General features: G+C 67.4%; 20 protein-coding genes. All 20 read left to right on the top strand.

Annotation, left to right across the window (positions count from 1 at the left end; translation table 11 throughout):
• The first annotated feature begins 421 nt into the window (after positions 1–421).
• Positions 422–1,831, top strand: coding sequence for an RNA polymerase factor sigma-54 (gene rpoN / locus AC0Z6F_RS21270; RefSeq protein ID WP_154354721.1), 1,410 nt, complete (start codon positions 422–424; stop codon positions 1,829–1,831).
• Between the two features lie 14 nt (positions 1,832–1,845).
• Positions 1,846–2,223 carry a response regulator gene (locus tag AC0Z6F_RS21265; RefSeq protein WP_012510975.1) on the top strand — a complete coding sequence of 126 codons (378 nt, stop codon included), beginning with the start codon at positions 1,846–1,848 and terminating at the stop codon, positions 2,221–2,223.
• Positions 2,220–3,725: a sigma-54 dependent transcriptional regulator gene (locus tag AC0Z6F_RS21260; RefSeq protein WP_065723222.1), complete on the top strand. Its 1,506-nt coding sequence runs from the start codon at positions 2,220–2,222 to the stop codon at positions 3,723–3,725. Before AC0Z6F_RS21265 ends, AC0Z6F_RS21260 begins: the two co-directional genes overlap by 4 nt.
• A 197-nt stretch (positions 3,726–3,922) precedes the next feature.
• Positions 3,923–4,339 carry a hypothetical protein gene (locus AC0Z6F_RS21255; RefSeq protein ID WP_485618368.1) on the top strand — a complete coding sequence of 139 codons (417 nt, stop codon included), beginning with the start codon at positions 3,923–3,925 and terminating at the stop codon, positions 4,337–4,339.
• 438 nt (positions 4,340–4,777) lie between these two features.
• The gene (gene fliE, locus AC0Z6F_RS21250) at positions 4,778–5,143 is read left to right on the top strand and encodes a flagellar hook-basal body complex protein FliE (protein ID WP_005409552.1); all 366 of its coding nucleotides are present in this window, start codon (positions 4,778–4,780) and stop codon (positions 5,141–5,143) included.
• 12 nt (positions 5,144–5,155) lie between these two features.
• Complete coding sequence (fliF, locus tag AC0Z6F_RS21245) at positions 5,156–6,802, top strand: flagellar basal-body MS-ring/collar protein FliF (protein WP_485618365.1); 1,647 nt, start codon at positions 5,156–5,158, stop codon at positions 6,800–6,802.
• Positions 6,803–6,809: 7 nt separating this feature from the next.
• Entirely contained in the window at positions 6,810–7,796 is a 987-nt protein-coding gene (gene fliG / locus AC0Z6F_RS21240; RefSeq protein WP_024958226.1) for a flagellar motor switch protein FliG, read from the top strand.
• On the top strand, positions 7,793–8,434 hold the full coding sequence (locus AC0Z6F_RS21235; RefSeq protein ID WP_065723220.1) for a FliH/SctL family protein: 642 nt from the start codon (positions 7,793–7,795) through the stop codon (positions 8,432–8,434). Before fliG ends, AC0Z6F_RS21235 begins: the two co-directional genes overlap by 4 nt.
• A complete protein-coding gene (locus AC0Z6F_RS21230) occupies positions 8,431–9,816 on the top strand; it encodes a FliI/YscN family ATPase (protein WP_006365721.1) in 1,386 nt (461 codons plus the stop codon). Before AC0Z6F_RS21235 ends, AC0Z6F_RS21230 begins: the two co-directional genes overlap by 4 nt.
• Before the next feature lie 3 nt (positions 9,817–9,819).
• Positions 9,820–10,287, top strand: coding sequence for a flagellar export protein FliJ (gene fliJ / locus AC0Z6F_RS21225; protein ID WP_006365719.1), 468 nt, complete (start codon positions 9,820–9,822; stop codon positions 10,285–10,287).
• Complete coding sequence (locus AC0Z6F_RS21220; RefSeq protein WP_485618362.1) at positions 10,287–11,456, top strand: flagellar hook-length control protein FliK; 1,170 nt, start codon at positions 10,287–10,289, stop codon at positions 11,454–11,456. The genes fliJ and AC0Z6F_RS21220 overlap by 1 nt, the downstream gene beginning before the upstream one ends.
• Before the next feature lie 172 nt (positions 11,457–11,628).
• Complete coding sequence (locus AC0Z6F_RS21215) at positions 11,629–12,144, top strand: flagellar basal body-associated FliL family protein (protein ID WP_065723218.1); 516 nt, start codon at positions 11,629–11,631, stop codon at positions 12,142–12,144.
• A 10-nt stretch (positions 12,145–12,154) separates the two neighbouring features.
• Positions 12,155–13,159: a flagellar motor switch protein FliM gene (gene fliM, locus AC0Z6F_RS21210; RefSeq protein ID WP_006365636.1), complete on the top strand. Its 1,005-nt coding sequence runs from the start codon at positions 12,155–12,157 to the stop codon at positions 13,157–13,159.
• Positions 13,156–13,491: a flagellar motor switch protein FliN gene (fliN, locus tag AC0Z6F_RS21205; RefSeq protein ID WP_005409543.1), complete on the top strand. Its 336-nt coding sequence runs from the start codon at positions 13,156–13,158 to the stop codon at positions 13,489–13,491. The genes fliM and fliN overlap by 4 nt, the downstream gene beginning before the upstream one ends.
• Complete coding sequence (fliO, locus tag AC0Z6F_RS21200; protein ID WP_006365633.1) at positions 13,488–13,907, top strand: flagellar biosynthetic protein FliO; 420 nt, start codon at positions 13,488–13,490, stop codon at positions 13,905–13,907. The genes fliN and fliO overlap by 4 nt, the downstream gene beginning before the upstream one ends.
• 1 nt (position 13,908) lies before the next feature.
• Positions 13,909–14,688, top strand: coding sequence for a flagellar type III secretion system pore protein FliP (gene fliP, locus AC0Z6F_RS21195; RefSeq protein WP_043395553.1), 780 nt, complete (start codon positions 13,909–13,911; stop codon positions 14,686–14,688).
• A 59-nt stretch (positions 14,689–14,747) separates the two neighbouring features.
• Positions 14,748–15,017 carry a flagellar biosynthetic protein FliQ gene (locus AC0Z6F_RS21190; protein WP_005413254.1) on the top strand — a complete coding sequence of 90 codons (270 nt, stop codon included), beginning with the start codon at positions 14,748–14,750 and terminating at the stop codon, positions 15,015–15,017.
• Between the two features lie 13 nt (positions 15,018–15,030).
• A complete protein-coding gene (gene fliR, locus AC0Z6F_RS21185; RefSeq protein WP_485618357.1) occupies positions 15,031–15,822 on the top strand; it encodes a flagellar biosynthetic protein FliR in 792 nt (263 codons plus the stop codon).
• 164 nt (positions 15,823–15,986) lie between these two features.
• Entirely contained in the window at positions 15,987–18,119 is a 2,133-nt protein-coding gene (locus AC0Z6F_RS21180; protein WP_485618355.1) for a putative bifunctional diguanylate cyclase/phosphodiesterase, read from the top strand.
• A 228-nt stretch (positions 18,120–18,347) separates the two neighbouring features.
• The gene (gene flhB, locus AC0Z6F_RS21175) at positions 18,348–19,478 is read left to right on the top strand and encodes a flagellar biosynthesis protein FlhB (RefSeq protein ID WP_485618353.1); all 1,131 of its coding nucleotides are present in this window, start codon (positions 18,348–18,350) and stop codon (positions 19,476–19,478) included.
• The last annotated feature ends 3 nt before the right edge of the window (positions 19,479–19,481 follow it).

Genomic DNA, 19,481 nt, shown 5'->3' with positions numbered 1-19,481 from the left:
TTGTTCATCCGGGCTCTTTGGGGACTGGAACGGTGTGGTAACCACCATTTTCCAAAGATGTCCCGGATGAACAACCTACAGAGAGATCACAACTAACAGTCGACTCTACCGGCAATCGTCTCTATCAACAGCCGACGCAGCCAACCCACACCCAGCCCCTTCACTGACGACGAATTCCCGTCACCCCGACACGTCCCGACAGGAATCCGTACACGCAGGTCCGCCGCCACTCTTCGTCACCCACGACGAATCAACAACTTGGCGACACTCATCGTCAACATTCCGCGCCAATGTAGGGAATATCCCCACACGCTGTCGGGATATCCACCAGGGCCATCAGGAACCCCCCGATTCCGCCCCCGCCGGATCAAAAGCAAGATGCGTTCCACAAGGCGCCGGGGAGCGGTGCCGGGGAACCACGATGAAGGCTGCACTCTCGACCCAGCTGGGCCAACAACTTCACCTCACCCCGCAGTTGCTGCAGTCGATCCGGCTGTTGCAGCTCGACGGTCTGCACCTGGAACAGGAAATCCAGCGGCTGCTGGATTCCAACCCACTGCTGGAGATCGAAGAAGCTGAAGCCCCGGCTGCCGAGTCCACCGATGCCGGCGCCACCACCCTGGAAACGGCCGCCTTCGACGAACTGCCCGAATCCTCGATGTGGGATGTGGCCGGCAGCAGCTGGCAGGACGGCGACGATGACCGCATGGCACGCATCGCGGCCGGCGAATCCAGCGACCCGCAGCTGCGCGTATTGCAGCGTCTTTCGCTGGACATGGATGACCGTGAGCTCGCCGTGGCTGCGTTCTGGCTGGACCATTGCGACGAGGCCGGTTACCTGCAGGCGCCGCTGGCCCAACTGCAACTGCTGGCCAGCGCCCAGTTCGACATCGCCGCCGATGGCGTGGAAGCCATCCGCCAGCAGCTGCTGCATGGCGAGCCAGCCGGCATGGCCGCACAGGACCTGCGCGAAGGCCTGCAGGCACAGCTGCGCAGCCTGCACGGCGTGGTACCTGCACGCCACCTGGCAGCACGCATCCTCGACGGCGCGCTGGATGCACTGGCCGCGCACGACTACCCCGCCCTCGCCCGCCAGCACGACGCCGAGATCGACGACGTTCGCGAAGCGGTGCGCCTGATCCTGTCACTACAGCCGCGCCCGGGCGACAGCCTGCTGCCGGAACGCAATGCCGTGGTGGTACCGGACGTGGTCGCCTGGCACGCCGATGACCAGTGGAAAGTGGCATTGAACCCCGCCACCAGCCGCCGCGTCTCGATCAACAGCCAGTACGAACAGGCCCTGGCCGAGACCAGCGAGGCCGCCCCGGCGCTGCGCGAAATGCTGCAGGAGGCGCGTTGGTTCAGCCGCGGACTATCGATGCGCTATGACACCCTGCTGCGCACAGCGCGGGTGATCGTCGAACGCCAGGCCGCCTTCCTGGTGCGTGGCGAGGAAGCCATGGCACCGCTGACCCTGAAGGAAGTGGCCGAAGAGATCGGCATGCACGAGTCCACCGTCTCGCGCATCACCACCGGCAAGTTCCTGCAGACCCCGCGCGGCACCTTCGAACTGAAGCACTTCTTCGCCGTGCGCCTGGAAGGCGCCAGCGTCTCCGGCCAGGCCGTGAAGGCCATGGTCCGCCGCCTGATCGACGCCGAACCGGCCGGCCGGCCGCTGGCCGACGAGGCCATTGCCGGCCTGCTGTCGCGCCAGGGGGTGAACATTGCCCGCCGAACCGTCGCAAAATACCGAGAACAACTGGATATCGCCCCGGCCCGTGAACGGCGCCGGCTCAGCGCCAGGCAACCGCAGCTGGCCCGGGTGGGCTGAAAAGGATGTTGGACATGAACAAGCTCACGGTCCTGCTGGTCGATGACCACGAGGGCTTCATCAACGCGGCGATGCGCCATTTCCGCAAGATCGACTGGCTGCAGATCGTCGGCAGTGCCGGCAACGGCCTGGAAGCGATCGAGCGTTCGGAAACGCTGCGCCCGCAGGTGGTGTTGATGGACCTGGCAATGCCGGAGATGGGCGGCCTGCAGGCCACCCGCCTGATCAAGTCGCAGGACGATGCCCCGTACATCGTGATCGCCAGCCACTTCGACGACGTCGAGCACCGCGAACACGCGCTGCGCGCCGGCGCCGACAACTTCGTCAGCAAGCTGTCCTACATCCAGGAAGTCATGCCGATCCTGGAAGGCCTCAGGGAGGATCAGTCGTGAGCGAATCGCGCATCCTGGTACTGGACAACGACGCCGTGCGCGCAGAGCGCACCGTTGCCCTGCTCGAATTCATGGACTTCAACCCGCGTTGGGTCTCCGACGCGGCCGACTTCGACCTGGGCCGCCAGCGCCAGAACGACTGGATGGCAGTGATCGTCGGCAGCCTCGACGACAGCGCCGCCAGCACCGCGCTGTACAACTGGCTGGGCGGCAGCAGCCTGCCACCGCCGGTGCTGCTGGCCGATGGCGAAGCCACCGCGTTCGCGCAGCAGCACGGCCTGCATGAAGCCAACATCTGGCCGCTGGAAACCCCGCTGCGGCATACGCAGATGGAAGCCCTGCTGCGTCGCGCCAGCCTCAAGCGCCTGGACGCCGAGCACCAGGCCGGTGCCGTGCAGGAACAGGGCCCGACCGGCCATGGCCCGGCGGTAACCGAACTGCGCACCATGATCGAACAGGTAGCCGCCTTCGACACCACCGTGCTGGTGCTGGGCGAATCGGGTACCGGCAAGGAAGTTGTATCTCGCTCGATCCACCAGCGCTCGCCGCGCCGTGATGGCCCGTTCGTGGCGATCAACTGCGGCGCCATTCCGCCGGACCTGCTGGAAAGCGAGCTGTTCGGTCACGAAAAGGGTGCCTTCACCGGTGCACTGACCGCGCGCAAGGGCCGTTTCGAAATGGCCGAGGGCGGCACCCTGCTGCTCGACGAAATCGGCGACATGAGCCTGCCGATGCAGGTGAAGCTGCTGCGCGTGCTCCAGGAGCGCAGCTTCGAACGCGTGGGTGGCAACCAGACCATCCGCTGCAACGTGCGCGTCGTTGCCGCGACCCACCGCGACCTGGAAACCCGTATCGCCGAAGGCAAGTTCCGCGAGGATCTGTTCTACCGCCTCAACGTGTTCCCGATCGACGTGCCGGCCCTGCGCGAACGCCGCGAAGACCTGCCGGTGCTGGTGGAGACCATCGCCGCGCAGCTGGCCCGCACCGGCCGTGGCGAAGTGCGCTTTACCGCCGAAGCGCTGCAGGCACTGGCCGGCTACGAGTGGCCGGGCAACGTGCGTGAGCTGACCAATCTGGTCGAGCGCCTCGCCGTGCTGCACCCGGGTGGCTCCGTGCGCGTGCAGGATCTGCCGGCGCGCTACCGTGGCGATGCCGTCCTGGCAGCAGTGGCCGCACCGGCACCGGCGCAGCCGGTCGCCAGCGAAGAACGCCTGGACCTGCGCAGCTTCTCGTTCCACACCCCGGGCAGCGGCAACCAGCCTGCACTGGAACACGGCATCGCCGTCAATCGCCCAGCGGCACCGGTCGCACTGCCTGACGAAGGCATGGACCTGCGCAACCACATGGCCAACATCGAACTGGGCCTGATCAACGAGGCACTGGAGCGCACCCAGGGCGTGGTCGCCCACGCCGCCCAGCTGCTCGGCCTGCGCCGCACCACCCTGGTGGAAAAACTGCGCAAGTACGGCATTGAACGCGAGCAGGCCGAACTGGCCAGCTGAAACGCGATATCAGCATGAAGGGGGCACGAACGCCTGGGCTTGCCCGGGCGTTGGTGTTTCCAGTACTCGGGGTCAGAGCCCTCCCTGCGGGAGGGATCTGCCCCCTTCCGCAGCCCCCTTCTGCATTTACACGTTTTCCTAAAGACAGCGGAGCCGAACTGCGGTGCATTGCAAGGACATCCCAAGGAGGTTCCACCATGCATCGCCTCACCCTGCTCGCCGCCCTGCTCTCCCCGGCCCTGGCCACCGCCGCCAACTGCACCCTGCCCACCACGCTGGACCAGCGCCAGTTCACCAACCTCAGCGACCCGCTTTACGCACCGGACAACCCCAATGCCGGACGCATGGTGCAGGTCAGCTTTGCCGGTAACCAGTACGTGCTGGACATCCTCGGCGCCGACCTCCGCATCGGCGGCAGCTACCGCTATCAGCGCCTGGCCCCGCATATCGCGGAAATCCAGATGACCGAAGCCCACCCCGAAGGACCGGCCCGCTACGCCCTGCTGTTGACCTGCCTGAGCGACCGCCAGGGTCGCTTCATCTACACCCAGCACGACGGCCCCATCGCACCGCGCCAGCGCCAGAATTCCGGCCGTTGGACCCTGCAGCCATAGGCCAGAAAACCGACGCCGGTTAAATGGCGCATCCAATGGGGTCAGAGCCCGTTGCGTCGCAACGGGATCCGACCCCGTGCCGAACAAAACGTGTCGACCAAGGTCGACACCCACCAAGGGCAGTCCATGCCCGTCCGACAGATCGCGGGAAACTGTCGAAGGCGGGGTGGGTCCGGTTGCGGGGGTGTCCGCGGCATGGATGCCGCGGCCAAGCCCCCAAGGACGGGTTTACGGCGTCCCCCGCAACCGGACCCACCCCGCCACCCCACGGATAGCCCGCCGTTGACGTTGCCGTTGCCGTTGATTCGGCGGGTGCAGGGCGCAGCCCTGCCAGCACACCCCAAACCCTCACTTCACTGAATCGAAAACCGGTTTCGGCACGGCACTTGCACCTGCTCCAGCAGACAACCCCATCCCCTGTTTCTGGAACCGTTGCAGATGTCCCACTCCGTCACGTCGATCCTTTCGCAGATCCGCTCCTATCAGACCCAGATGGGACAGCCGGCGCTCAACCCGCTGGGCGAAACGCCGCGCAGCAACGCCCTGCCGGGCACGGTGCTGGATGCACCGCAGGCCCAGCCGGCCAGCTTCACCGAAACCCTGCGTGGTGCGATTGCCGGCGTCAACGACGCGCAACAGAAATCCGGCGCCCTGGCCAAAGCCTTCGAAATGGGCGACCCCAGCGCCGACCTCGCCAAGGTCATGGTCGCCTCGCAGCAGTCCCAGATCGCCTTCCGCGCCACCGTGGAAGTCCGCAACCGTCTCGTCCAGGCCTACCAGGACGTGATGAACATGCCGCTGTAAGGATAGAACCGCATGGCCCTGTCGCTCTCCAAGGAATCCCTGAACGCCGAAAAGGCGGGCCAGTGGTTCGATCGGCTGCAAAGCCTGCAGATCACCCGTCGGCTCGGACTGATGGCGATGATCGCCGTGGCCGTAGCGGCCGGGCTGTTCGTGTTCTTCTGGTCGCAGAAGCCCGGCATGGTCCCGCTGTATACCGGCCTGGACCAGAAGGCCACCGCTGAAGCGACCGACCTGCTGCGCGCCGCCCAGATTCCGTTCCAGCTGGACCCGGCCACCGGTGGCATCACCGTGCCGGAAAAGAACCTGCACGACGCCCGCCTGAAGCTGGCCGGGTCCGGCCTGACCGACAGCGGCAAGCTCGGCTTCGAGCTGATGGAACGCGACCCGGGCTTCGGCGTCAGCCAGTTCGTGGAAAGCGCGCGCTACCAGCATGCGCTGGAAACAGAACTGTCGCGCACCATCAACACGCTGCGCCCGGTGCGCGATTCGCGCGTGCACCTGGCCATTCCCAAGCCCAGCGCCTTCACCCGCCAGCGCGACGTCGCCAGCGCCTCGGTGACGCTGGAACTGCGTGGCGGCCAGCAGCTGGAACGCAGCCAGGTCGACGCCATCGTGCACATGGTCGCAGCCAGCATCCCGGACCTGGCACCGGAACGGGTGACCGTGGTCGACCAGAGCGGCCGCATGCTCAGCGTCAGCGATCCGAACAGCGAAGCCGCGGTCAATGCGGCCCAGTTCGAGCAGGTGCGCCGCCAGGAAACCTCGTTCAACCAGCGTATCCGCGAACTGCTTGAGCCGATGACCGGCCCCGGCCGGGTCAACCCGGAAGTCAGCGTGGACATGGACTTCTCGGTGACCGAGGAAGCGCGCGAACTGTACAACGGCGAGCCGCAGAAGCTGCGCAGCGAGCAGATGAGCGAGAACAGCACCACCACGCCGGGTCCGCAGGGCGTGCCGGGGGCCGCCAGCAACAGCCCGCCGGGCCAGGCCGCTGCGCCGGCAACCGCACAGACCCCGACCGAAAGCAGCAAGAACGCGACCCGAAACTACGAGCTGGACCGCACCCTGCAGCACACCCGGCAGCCGGCCGGCCGCATCAAGCGCGTATCGGTGGCGGTGCTGGTGGACAACGTGCCGCGCGCCGGTGCCAACGGCAAGGTCGCACCGCAGCCGCTGTCGGCCGCCGAACTGACCCGCGTCGAGGCGCTGGTCAAGCAGGCAGTCGGCTTCAACGCCGAGCGCGGCGACACCGTATCGGTGATGAACGCCCCGTTCGTGCGGGATACCACGCCGGTGGAAGGCCCCGCATGGTGGGAGCTGCCGTGGGTGCACGACGCCGGCCGCATGCTGCTGGGTGCCGTCGTGGTGCTGGCGCTGCTGTTCGGCGTGCTGCGCCCTGCACTGCGCGCGATCACCGGCCAGAACAAGAAGAACGACGAGCAGGCACTGGAACCGCATACCGCGGACGTGCAGCTGGTCGATGACGATGGCATGCCGCTGCCGGCGCTGGGCGCCGACCGGGCCAGCCTGGGCGGGCCGGACGCATTGGCTCTGCCGGTGGATTCATATGAGGAACGACTGCGGATGGCGCGTGAAGCCGTGAAGACCGACTCCAAGCGCGTGGCCCAGGTGGTCAAGGGTTGGGTGGCCAATGACTGAAGCACAACTGACCGGCGTGCAGCGCGCGGCCGTGCTGCTGCTGTCCTTGGGAGAGCTGGATGCAGCCGAAGTGCTGCGCCACATGGAACCCAAGGAAGTGCAGAAGATCGGCATCGCCATGGCCACCATGACCGACATCACCCGTGAGCAGGTGGAACGGGTGATGGACCAGTTCGGCCAGGAGCTGGGTTCGAAGACCTCGCTGGGCGTGGGCTCGGACGACTACATCCGCAACATGCTGGTGCAGGCACTGGGCAGCGAAAAGGCCGGCAACCTGATCGATCGCATCCTGCTCGGCCGCAACACCACCGGCCTGGACGCGCTGAAGTGGATGGACCCGCGCGCGGTGGCCGATCTGGTGCGCAACGAGCACCCGCAGATCATCGCCATCGTCATGGCCCATCTGGAAACCGACCAGGCCGCCGACGCGCTGAAACTGCTGCCCGACCGCACCCGCGTCGACGTTCTGCTGCGCATCGCCACCCTCGACGGTATTCCGCCGAACGCACTCAATGAGCTCAACGAGATCATGGAGCGCCAGTTCGCCGGCAACCAGAACCTGAAGTCGTCCAACATCGGCGGCGTGCAGTGTGCGGCCAACATCCTCAACTTCATGGACAGCGGCCAGGACCAGGCCATCCTGGGCGAGATCGCGCGTATCGACGCGCCGCTGAGCAACCGCATCCAGGACCTGATGTTCGTGTTCGACGACCTGGTCGACCTGGACGATCGCGAGATGCAGCTGGTGCTGCGCGAGGTCAGTGGCGAGCGCCTGGGCCTGGCCCTGCGCGGCGCCGACATCAAGGTGCGCGACAAGATCACCCGCAACATGTCGCAGCGCGCGGCCGAGATCCTGCTGGAAGACATGGAAGCACGCGGTCCGGTGCGCCTGTCCGACGTGGAAGGCGCACAACGCGAGATCCTGGCCATCGTCAAGCGCATGGCCGATGAAGGCACCGTCACCATCGGCGGAAGCGCGGAGGCGATGCTGTGAGCAACGTCGTGCGCTGGCTTGCCCCGGACCTGCTGGCCCCGCCCGAACCGGCGCTGGACCAGGAGGGCGCGTTCGAACTCACCGAGCCGGATCCGGAGCACGAACCGGAACCGCCGCTGCACCTGCCCACCCTGGAAGAAATCCAGGCGATCCAGGACAGTGCCGAGAAGGAAGGCTTCCAGCACGGCCATGCGGATGGCTACGGCCAGGGTCAGGCCGAGGTGCGTCGCCTCGCCGCGCAGATCGAGGGCATTCTCGACAACTTCAGCCGCCCGCTGGTGCGACTGGAAAACGAAGTGGTCGGTGCGCTGGGCGAGCTGGCGGTACGCATCGCCGGTGCGCTGGTCGGCCGTGCCTACGAGACCGATCCGGAGCTGTTGGCGCAGCTGGTCGGTGAAGCCATCGACGCGGTCGGTGGCAGCACCCGCGAAGTGGAAGTGCGCCTGCACCCGGACGACATCGCTGCGCTCGCTCCTCTGCTGAACCTGTCGCCGCAGCAGCGCCTGGTACCTGATACCAGCCTCAGCCGTGGCGACCTGCGCGTGCACGCCGAAGCGGTGCGCATCGACGGCACCCTCGAAGCCCGCCTGCGCGGCGCGCTGGACGCTGTGATCCGCCAGACCGGAGCAGGCGCATGACCCCCGAAGCGCAACCGAACCTGCCGCCGGCTGACTGGGCCGTGGCCCGCAACCTGCGCCTGGCCCGTCGCCTGGACGGCCTGCGCGTGGACACCGGGCATGGACGCGGCCTGATCCGCGAGGGCGTGCTGCGCCGGGCAGTCGGTCTGACCCTGGAAGCGGTCGGCTGCGAGGCGCCGCTGGGTGCCAGCTGCAAGGTGGAAGTGGTCGACGGCGGCTGGGTCGATGCCGAAGTGGTCGGCTTCGCCGGTGAACGCACCTACTTGATGCCCAGCGCCGAGCTTCATGGCCTGCTGCCCAATGCACGGGTGGTGCCGTCGGCGCGCCGTGGCGGCGTGGAAGTGGGCGAAGGCCTGCTCGGCCGCGTCATCGACAGCGATGGCGTGCCGCTGGATGGCAAGGGACCGATCCGCGCCGAAGGCCATGTCGGCATGGCGGGTGTCTCGATCAATCCGCTGGCGCGCGAACCCATTACCCAGCCGCTGGACGTGGGCGTCCGCGCGATCAACGCGCTGCTGCCGATCGGCCGTGGCCAGCGTGTCGGCCTGTTCGCCGGCTCCGGCGTCGGCAAGTCGACGCTGCTCGGCATGATGACCCGTTACACCGCCGCCGACGTGATCGTGGTCGGCCTGATCGGTGAGCGTGGCCGCGAAGTACGCGATTTCGTCGAGACCACGCTGGGTGAGGAAGGCCTGCGCCGCGCCGTGGTGGTGGCCAGTCCCGCCGACCGGCCGCCATTGGCGCGACTGCACGGCGCCTACCGCGCTACCGCCATCGCCGAATGGTTCCGCGACCAGGGCCTGAACGTACTGCTGCTGATGGATTCGCTGACCCGCTTCGCGCAGGCGCAGCGCGAGATCGGCCTGTCGGTCGGTGAACCGCCGACCACCCGCGGCTACCCGCCGTCGGTGTTCGCCAAGCTGCCGGCGCTGGTCGAACGCGCCGGTAATGGTGCCAAGGGCCGTGGCTCGATCACCGCGTTCTACACCGTGCTGACCGAAGGCGATGATCCGCAGGATCCGATCGCCGATGCGGCGCGCGCGATCCTCGATGGTCACATCCTGCTTTCGCGCCGCGTGGCCGACAGCGGCCTGTATCCGGCCATCGACGTCGAATCGTCGGTCAGCCGCGTGGTCACGGAAATCGCCGACGAGCCGTGGCGCCTGCGCATCCGCAAGTTGAAGCGACTGGTCTCGGCCTATTCTGCCAACCGTGACCTGATCGCCATCGGTGCCTACCAGCGCGGCAACGACGCGGCCACCGACGAAGCCCTGGAACGCTGGCCGGAAATCATGGAATTCCTCGGCCAGGACGTTGCCAAGGCCGCAGATCTCCCGCACAGCCAGGCGGCGCTGCAGCGCCTGGTGGAACAAGAGAGTTAAGCCATGAACCAGTCCAAGCGCATCGATCCCCTGCTCAAGCGGGCCCAGGAACACGAGGATGCCGTCGCTCGCGATCTGGCCGAACGCCAGACCGTGCTCGACACCCATCTGTCGCGCCTGGATGAACTGCGCCGCTATGCCGAGGAGTATGCGAACGCGCAGATGGCGGCCACCAGCCCGGCACAGCTGCTGAACCGTCGCGCCTTCCTCGATCGCCTGGACAGCGCGGTCGAACAGCAGCAGGCAACGGTCAATGGCAACCGCGAAAAAGTGGAAGCCGAGCGCGCCCGGTTGATCCTGGCCAGCCGGGACAAGGCCGTGCTGGAACAGCTGGCGGCCAGCTACCGCGCGCAGGAGAAGGTGGTGACCGACCGCCGCGACCAGCGCGAGATGGACGACATCGGCGCACGCCGTGCACGCCTGGCGCAGGCCGAGGACCACGAAGACGGTGAGCAGGGAGGCCGCACGTGATGCCCGCACCGCTCGCCAGCAGCGCCAACGCGCAGGCACAGAACACCGGCAATGGCAGCGCGCGCGCGCCGCGCAGTGACAGCGGCAAGGACTTCGGCCAGCTGCTGCAGGGTGGCACGCCGGGCCCGGACACGCCCGCGGCCGCCAGTACCTCATCGCCATCGTCGACAACACCAACGCCCACGCCGTCTGCGACCGCGGATGCCGACGGGCGGACGCCCGCCGAACGCAAGGCGGGCAGCGACGCTGCAACCGAAGACGCCACGGCAACGGCCCCCGCAGCGCCTGCCATTGCCGGCACCGACAAGGACAAAGCGGCCACGACCGAGGATGCGCCGTGGCCACCGCTGGGCCTGGCCGGGCTGGTGCTGGCGGTGCCGACGCTGGCCGACCCGCCTGCAACGCTGCCAACAACGGTCACGCCTGTGCTTGGCGACGACGCTGGCGCCCTGCCCGCCGCAGCCGGCGCGGCGTTGCCGACGGCTGCGGCAACGGCATCCAGCGCCATCGCCACGGCAGCGCCCGATGGCAAGCCTCTGGCGGCCAGCGCCGACGACGCCACCACCCTGCCGCTGCCGGAGATGATCCTGCCGGCGGGCAAGCGCGGTGACCGCGGCGAAGGCAGCGATCTGGCCGCCATCGGTGACCGTACCCCTGTCCCCCTGCTGCATGCACCGGCAACTGCTGCCGTGCAGGATCTGAAGGCCGCGCTGGCCACCGGCAATGCCATCTTCAACGGCGAACCGACGCCGAAGCCGGTGCTCGGTGACGATGGCTTCGACCAGGCCATCGGCGCGCGCCTGGGCTGGCTGGCCGACCAGAAGATCGGCCACGCCCACATCCGACTGAGCCCGGATGACATGGGCCCGGTCGATGTACGCCTGCAGTTGAACGGCGACAAGGTGCACGCCAGCTTCAGCAGCCCGCACGTGGATGTGCGCCAGGCGCTGGAAAGCAGCCTGCCGCGCCTGCGTGAACTGCTGGGCGAGCAGGGTTTCCAGCTGGCGCACGCCGATGTTGGTCATCAGGCCCCCGGCGGTGACGGCAATGCGTCGGGCCAGGCCGGTAGCGGCAGCATGGCGGGTGACGGAGAACCGTCGCCGGGCGACGCCAGCATGTCGTCCGCCCAGCTGATCCGCCAGCGCGGGCTGCTGGACGCGTACGCCTGACCGCGGTGGCGCCGGGCCATGCCCGGCGAGCGCGAAGCGCGGATATCTTCCGCCGGGCATGGCCCGGCGCTACCGATGCAGGCCTCCGACGGAATTCCGTCGCACCCCTCTGCCCCGGCTCCGGCACGCCCCTTGCATATCCCGGTGAAGCAACCCTCAGGAGCTTCACCCCGTGGCCGCAGCCGCTGACAAAACCAAGAAGACCGCCGAGAAGGACAAGGCCGCCAAGCCGCGTAGTCCGATCCTGATCACCGCACTGGTGGCCGTACTGGCCGCCGCTGCCGCCGGTGGCGGCGTGTGGTTCTTCACCCAGTCCAAGCAAGAAGACAAGGCCGCACCGGCGCCGAAGAAGGCCGCTGCTCCGGCGCCGGCGCAGTACTTCGCATTGGATCCGGCCTTCGTGGTCAATCTCAACGGACCGGTCGATGGCCCGCGCTACCTGCAGCTGGAAGTGCAGCTGATGACCCGCGACCCGGCCGCGCTGGAAGCGATCAAGACCCATGCCCCCGCCATCCGCGCCCGCCTGCTGATGCTGTTCTCGCAGGTCAGCCCGGACCAGATCGCCGACATCGCCGGCAAGCAGAAGCTGCAGGCCGCCTCGCTGGCCGAAGTGCAGAAAGTGCTCAAGGCGGAGACCGGCAGCAACGGTGCCGACGATCTGTTGTTCACCAGCTTCGTGACCCAGTAAGGGCCCACCGATGAATGATCTGCTGTCCCAGGACGAGATCGATGCCCTGCTCCACGGCGTGGACAATGGTGCAGTCGAGACCGATGCGGAACCGCCTACGGGCGAAGCACGTTCGTACGACTTCGCAAGCCAGGACCGGATCATCCGCGGTCGCATGCCGACCCTGGAAATGGTCCACGAGCGCTTCGCGCGCCTGTGGCGGATCGGCCTGTTCAACCTGATCCGGCGCTCGGCCGAGCTGTCGGTGCGCGGCATCGAACTGATCAAGTTCAACGACTACATGCACTCGCTGTATGTGCCGACCAACCTGAACCTGATCCGCTTCAAGCCGCTGCGTGGCACCGGCCTGATCGTGTTCGAGCCGACCCTGGTGTTCGCCATCGTCGACAACTTCTTCGGCGGCGACGGGCGCTACCCGACCCGTATCGAAGGCCGCGAGTTCACCGCCACCGAAATGCGGGTGATCCACCTGCTGCTGAAGCAGACCTTCGCCGACCTGCGTGAGGCCTGGGCACCGGTGATGGATGTCGACTTCGAGTACATCAACTCGGAGATCAACCCCCACTTCGCCAACATCGTGACGCCGCGCGAGTACGTGGTGGTGTGCCGCCTGCATGTCGAGCTCGACGGCGGTGGCGGCGACATCCACGTCACCCTGCCGTATTCGATGCTGGAGCCGATCCGCGAGCTGCTCGACGCTGGCATCCAGAGCGACCGCAACGACCGCGACGAGAGCTGGGGCCAGACCCTGCGCGAACAGCTCAACATCGCCGAGGTGACCCTGTCCAGCGTGCTGGCCAGCAAACGCATGACCCTGCGCGACCTGACCCAGCTGAAGGTCGGCGACATCCTGCCGATCGAGCTGAGCCCGCAGGTGCCGTTGTGCGTGGAGAACATCCCGGTGTTCACCGGCGAGTTCGGCATCGCCAACGGCATGAACGCCGTGAAGATCACCGCTACCCATCCGCCGGGCACCCGTCCGCGCGTACCCGTCATCCAGGAAGACCCGCAATGAACGATATCGACGCCCTCGAACCGACCCCGGCCCAGTTCAGCAGCCTGCAGGCCGATGAAGCGAACGGTCCGGACCTGAACCTGGACGTGATCCTCGATGTGCCGGTGACCCTGTCGCTGGAAGTCGGTCGTGCCCGTCTGCCGATCCGCAACCTGCTGCAGCTCAACCAGGGCTCGGTGGTGGAACTGGAACGCGGCGCCGGCGAGTCACTGGACGTGTTCGTCAATGGCACCCTGATCGCCCACGGCGAGGTGGTGGTGATCAACGACCGCTTCGGCGTGCGCCTGACCGACGTGGTCAGCCCGAGCGAGCGGATCCGGAGACTGCGTTGAGCCTGCTGTCCTCCACCCTGCTGGCGGTCGGCAAGACCGCCGCCCCGATCGGCCCGCAGGTCGGCCAGCACGCGGCCGCCGCACCGAGCCTGTTCGGCGCGGTGCTGGCGTTGCTGGCAGTGCTGGCGCTGGTCATCGGCCTGGGCTGGGTGCTCAAGCGCCTGCCCGGCAGCGGCTTCCGCCCGGCCGAAGGCATGAAGCTGGTGGCCAGCCTGAGTGTCGGCGCCAAGGAGCGCGTGGTGGTGGTGGAGGTCAACGGCCAGCAGCTGCTGCTGGGCGTCACCGCTGGCGGCATCAACACCCTGCACACCCTGCCCGAACCGCTGCCGCCGCCGGCCCCGGTGCGCGTGCCGGACTTCAAGAACCTGCCGAATTTCGCCCAGCTGCTGCAGCAGCGGCTGCGCAAGGATCCCTGACATGCGTGTCACCCGTACCCGTCTTGCCACCCTGATGCCGTGGCTGCTGATGCTCGCCCTGTGCCTGTTGCCGGCGCTGGCCTTCGCCGCGCCCGGTGCGCCGACCACGCCGCTGCCGGACATCAACGTCGGCAAGATCGGCGGTGCACCGGTCAGCCTGCCGCTGCAGACCCTGCTGCTGATGACCGCGATCACCCTGATCCCGTCGATGCTGCTGGTGCTGACCTCGTTCACCCGCATCATCATCGTGCTGGGCCTGCTGCGCCAGGCACTGGGCACCGGGCAGACGCCGTCCAACCAGGTGCTGCTGGGCCTGGCCCTGTTCCTCACCGCCATGATCATGCTGCCGACCTGGGACAAGGCCTGGAGCACCGGCATGGCGCCCTACCTCAATGGCGAGATCGACTTCCAGACCGCCTGGACGCTGACCACGTCGCCGCTGCGCGCCTTCATGCTGGCGCAGATCCGCGAGACCGACCTGATGACCTTCGCCGGCATCGCCGGGCACGGCACCTACGCCAGCCCCGACGCGATCCCATTCCCGGTGCTGGTCGCATCGTTCGTGACCAGCGAACTGAAGACCGCCTTCGAGATCGGCTTCCTGATCTTCATTCCGTTCGTGATCATCGATCTGGTCGTGGCCAGCGTGCTGATGTCGATGGGCATGATGATGCTGTCGCCGATGCTGGTCTCTGCACCGTTCAAGATCCTGCTGTTCGTGCTGGTGGATGGCTGGGTGCTGACCGTGGGTACATTGGCGGCGAGCTTCAATCCGGCCTGATATCCCCCGTAAAGCGCAGTCGGGCATGGCTCGACTCTACATAAGCAGATGGAACCCGAATGTCTCCCGAACTTGCCTTGACCGAACTGCGTGGCGGCCTGATCACCGTGTTGTGGGTAGCCGGCCCACTGCTGCTCACCGTGCTGGTGGTAGGCGTGGTGGTGGGTGTGGTGCAGGCTGCGACCCAGCTCAACGAACCGACCATCGCCTTCGTTGCCAAGGCGGCAGCACTGACTGCGGTGCTGTTCGCACTGGGCAGCCTGCTGATCGGCCACCTGGTTGAATTCACCACGCTGCTGTTCCAGCGCATCCCACACCTGATCGGCTAGGACACGCGCTTCGATGGACGCCGCCACCCAGATGGCTGCCGATGGGCTGAACGCCTTCGGCATGATCGGCACCGTGCTGTGGACCATGCTGCGCATCGGCGCGGTGGCCATGGCCATGCCGATGGTCGGCACCCGCGCCGTCCCGGCACGGGTGCGCGTGGTGCTGGCCGGCACCCTGGCCATCGCGTTGGCACCCCTGCTGCCGCCGGTACCGGACTGGACCGGTTTCGATGCCGCCACGGTGCTGACCATCGCCCGCGAGCTGGCCATCGGCGTATCCATCGGCTTCCTGCTGCGGCTGGTGTTCGAGGCCGGCGCGATGGCCGGCGAACTGATCGCCCAGGGCACCGGCCTGGCCTTCGCACAGATGAGCGACCCGCTGCGTGGCGGTACCTCCGGCGTCATCGGCCAGTGGTTCTACCTGCTGTTCGGCCTGCTGTTCTTCACCGCCAACGGGCACCTGGCGCTGATCTCGCTGGTGGTGGACAGCTATCGGGCGCTGCCGATTGGCGCTCCGCTGCCGGACCCGCACACATTCTTCAGTATTGCTCCAACCTTCCTGCTGACCGTACTGCGCGGCGCATTGACCCTGGCCATTCCACTGATCGTGGCAATGCTGGCGGTGAACCTGGCGTTCGGCGTGCTGGCGCGCGCCGCGCCGGCGCTGAACCCGATCCAGCTCGGCCTGCCGGTCTCGCTGCTGCTGGGCCTGTTCCTGCTGGCCCTGCTGGCCGGTGAAATGGGCCCGCCGGTACAGCGCCTGTTCGACGCCGCCTTCCAGGCTGCGGACGCGGTCACACACTGACCGGATCATCACGCTTTACTGCTTGCCCTTCCCCCGGGTCTGCGCGTTAGAGTGAATGCGCGGCAACCGGGGGGATGCCGCACGTGGCCGGCGCCCTGCGCCGGCCGGCCTCATGCATGCCCCACCGTAGTTTCCGTCGACAGGCAGGTCCGGGAGACTGACGAATGCTGGTAGGCACGTACAACCCGTGGCTGGTGGTGATCTCGCTGCTGGTCGCCGTGATGGCCTCGTACACCGCGCTGGCGATGGCCGGGCGCACGGTTACCGCACCCGGCAAGGGCGCGGCGTGGTGGTGGCGCATCGGTGGCGGCTTCGCCATGGGCCTGGGCATCTGGTCGATGCACTTCATCGGCATGCTTGCCTTCGACCTGCCGATTCCGCTCGGCTACGACCTGCCGATCACCCTGCTTTCCCTTGCACTGGCCATCGCCTCGTCGGTGTTCGCGCTGTGGCTGGTCTCGTTGCGTACGCTGCCGCACCCACGGCTGGCCGGTGGCGCCCTGCTGATGGGCACCGGCATCGCCGGCATGCACTACGTCGGCATGGCCGCGATGCGCATGCAGCCGGGCATCGACTACGACCCGGGCTGGCTGCTGTTCTCGCTGATGGTCGCCGTGGCCGCCTCGTGGACTGCGCTGTACGTGGCGTTCCGCCTGCGTGCGCAGCGTACCCGTGTCGGCGATCGCCTGGCCGCGGCCGGCCTGCTCGGCCTGGCCATTGTCGGCATGCACTACACCGGCATGGCAGCCGCGCGTTTCCCGGAAGGCAGCATCTGCGGTGCGGCGGTGGGCGATGGCCTGCAGAGCGAATGGCTGGCGATGCTGGTGGTGATGCTGACCGTGGCGATCCTGGCCGTGGTACTGGTGGTGTCATGGCTGGACCAGCGCGTGGAGGCGCAGCTGCTGCGCCTGCGCAATTCGCTGCTGAGCACCTCGTTGACCGACGCCCAGCAGGAGTTGACCCAGGCCGCTCTGCACGACCCGCTGACCCGCCTGCCCAACCGTCTGCTGCTGCAGCGTCGGATCGTGCAGGCGCTGGCCGAGGCCGAACAGGGCGGCAGCCGATTCGCGGTGATGTTCATGGACCTGGATGGCTTCAAGCAGGTCAACGATGCTTACGGCCATCAGGCCGGCGATGCGCTGCTGGTGGCCGTGGCCGAGCGCACCCGGCTGCTGTTGCGGCCCAACGACATGCTGGCGCGACTGGGCGGCGACGAGTTCGTGCTGGTGGTGCGCATCGAGCACGATGAAGACCTGCCGACGCTGGCCCGGCGCATCCTGCAGGCGGTCGGCAGCGGCCCCCTGCTGCCGGACAACGAACTGCAGGTGACCGCCAGCATCGGCGTGGCGATCTGCCCGGACCACGCCGCCAGCGAGCGGCAACTGATGGCCTTCGCCGATGCCGCGATGTACCAGGCCAAGGAATCTGGACGCAACGCCTTCGTGCTGTTCGCCGACTGGATGAACGACAGCGCCGAGCAGCAGTTCCGATTGCTGGCCGACCTGCGCCGGGCGATCGGCAGCGAACAGCTGTTCCTCAACTACCAACCCAAAATCCGCGTGGCTACGCAGAAAGTTGCCGGCGCCGAGGCACTGATCCGTTGGCGCCATCCAGAACATGGCCTGATCCCGCCGGATCGGTTCATCCGCCTGGCCGAGCGCAGCGGCGCGATCAACGACATCGGCCGCTGGGCGCTGGACCAGGCCTGCCAGCAGTTGCGCCGCTGGCACGACGCCGGGCATGAAGGCTGGTCGATGTCAGTGAACCTCTCACCGGTGCAGTTCAGCTCACCGCACCTGCTGCAGGATGTGCGTGAAGTGATCGAACGCTACAACATTGCCCCGCGCCACCTTGTGCTGGAGATCACCGAAAGCACGGTGATGCGCGATACCGATACCAGCCTGCGCCTGCTGCAGGCGCTTTCGGCACTGGGCGTGGGCATCTCCATCGATGACTTCGGCACCGGCTACTCCAGCCTGCTGTACCTGAAGCGGCTGCCGGCCACCGAAATCAAGATCGACCACGCCTTCGTGCGCGACCTGGAGCACAGCGCCGAGGACGTGGTGATCGTCTCGGCAATCGTGGCGCTGGGCCACGCGCTGGACATGGACATCGTCGCCGAAGGCGTGGAAACCGCCGCCCAGCGCGCCTACCTGGAGCGGCTGGGCTGCGACTACCTGCAGGGCTATCTGCTCGGTCGCCCGGTCGATGCCGCCCGCTTCATGCAGCTGCACGACCTGCCCCGGCCTCGGGTGGAGCTGGCGCAGAGCCCGCCGACGGAGCACCCACCCGGCTAACACCGGGCCGCGCCCCCGCCGTCACGAACGGCTCTTGCGACACGCTCCTGTAGAGCCGAGCCGACGCTCGGCTGCACTTCACGCCTGGGCCAGCCGCAGCCGAGCATGGGCTCGGCTCTACAACGCCCTGCCCCTCGGTAGATCCACGCCACGCGTGGATGGGCCGCCCCATCGCGTCACGGAACGGTTCTTGCAAGCGCCCCGGCACCTCCTGCCGCAGTGCCCGTGATGTCCGAAGACGAATCCGCCGGCGAAAAGACCGAACAACCTACCGAAAAACGCCTGCGCGATGCCCGTGAACAGGGCAACCTGCCGCGCTCGCGCGAGCTCGGCACGGCCGCCGTGTTCGGCGCCGGCGTACTGGCGGTGATGGCCATGAGCGGTTCGATCGGCCGCGGCGCCAGCGCCTGGATGAAGCACGCGCTCAGCCCCGAACAGAGCCTGCGGCAGAACCCGAAGGAACTGTTCGGCCACTTCGGTGACCTGCTGCTGCAGTTCATGCTGGTGATCGCGCCGCTGGTCTTGGTCTGCCTGCTGGCCAGCTTCGTCGCGCCACTGCTGATGGGTGGCCTGCGCTGGTCGCAGAAGGCGATGCTGCCGGACATCAACCGCATGAACCCGATGAGCGGGCTCAAGCGCCTGTACGGCCCGGAAGCCATCGCCGAATTCACCAAGTCGTTGTTGCGCGTGGCTTTTGTCGGCGTTGCCGCCGGGCTGGTGGTATGGACCGGCTTCGACACCCTGCGCGGCCTGATCCACCACCCGCTGGAGACCGCTATCACCGACGGCCTCGGCTTCACCCTGCGCCTGCTGCTGGCCACCGCCGGCGCGATGCTGGTGCTGGCGGCCATCGACGCCCCGTACCAGCGCTGGAACTGGATGCGCAAGCTGAAGATGACGCGTGAAGAGCTGCGCCGGGAAATGAAGGAAAGCGAGGGCAGCCCGGAGGTAAAGGGCCGCATCCGCCAGCTGCAGCAGCAGATGGCCAACCGCCGGATGATGGAGGCAGTCCCCACTGCCGATGTGGTGGTGGTCAATCCGACCCACTATGCGGTGGCCCTGAAGTACGAGGGCGGTGCCATGAACGCTCCCAAAGTGGTCGCCCTGGGCGTGGACGAGACCGCCCTGCGCATCCGTGAAGTGGCCGATGGCAACAAGGTCGCCATCGTCTCGGCGCCGCCTTTGGCACGCGCCTTGTATCGGGAAGGCCAACTCGGAAAGGAAATCCCCGTGAGACTGTATTCGGCCGTGGCCCAGGTCCTGTCCTACGTCTACCAGCTGCGCGCCTGGCGCACTGGCCCGATGCCGGACAGCCCGCACATCCAGGTGGATGAATTCGGCAAGGGAGGCCGCCCGTGAGCG

It is taken from the genome of Stenotrophomonas sp. 1L-E-5-B-C3, assembly GCF_057292075.1.
Note: the sequence above shows the minus strand (reverse complement) of the source record. Positions and strands in the feature narration are given on the sequence as shown.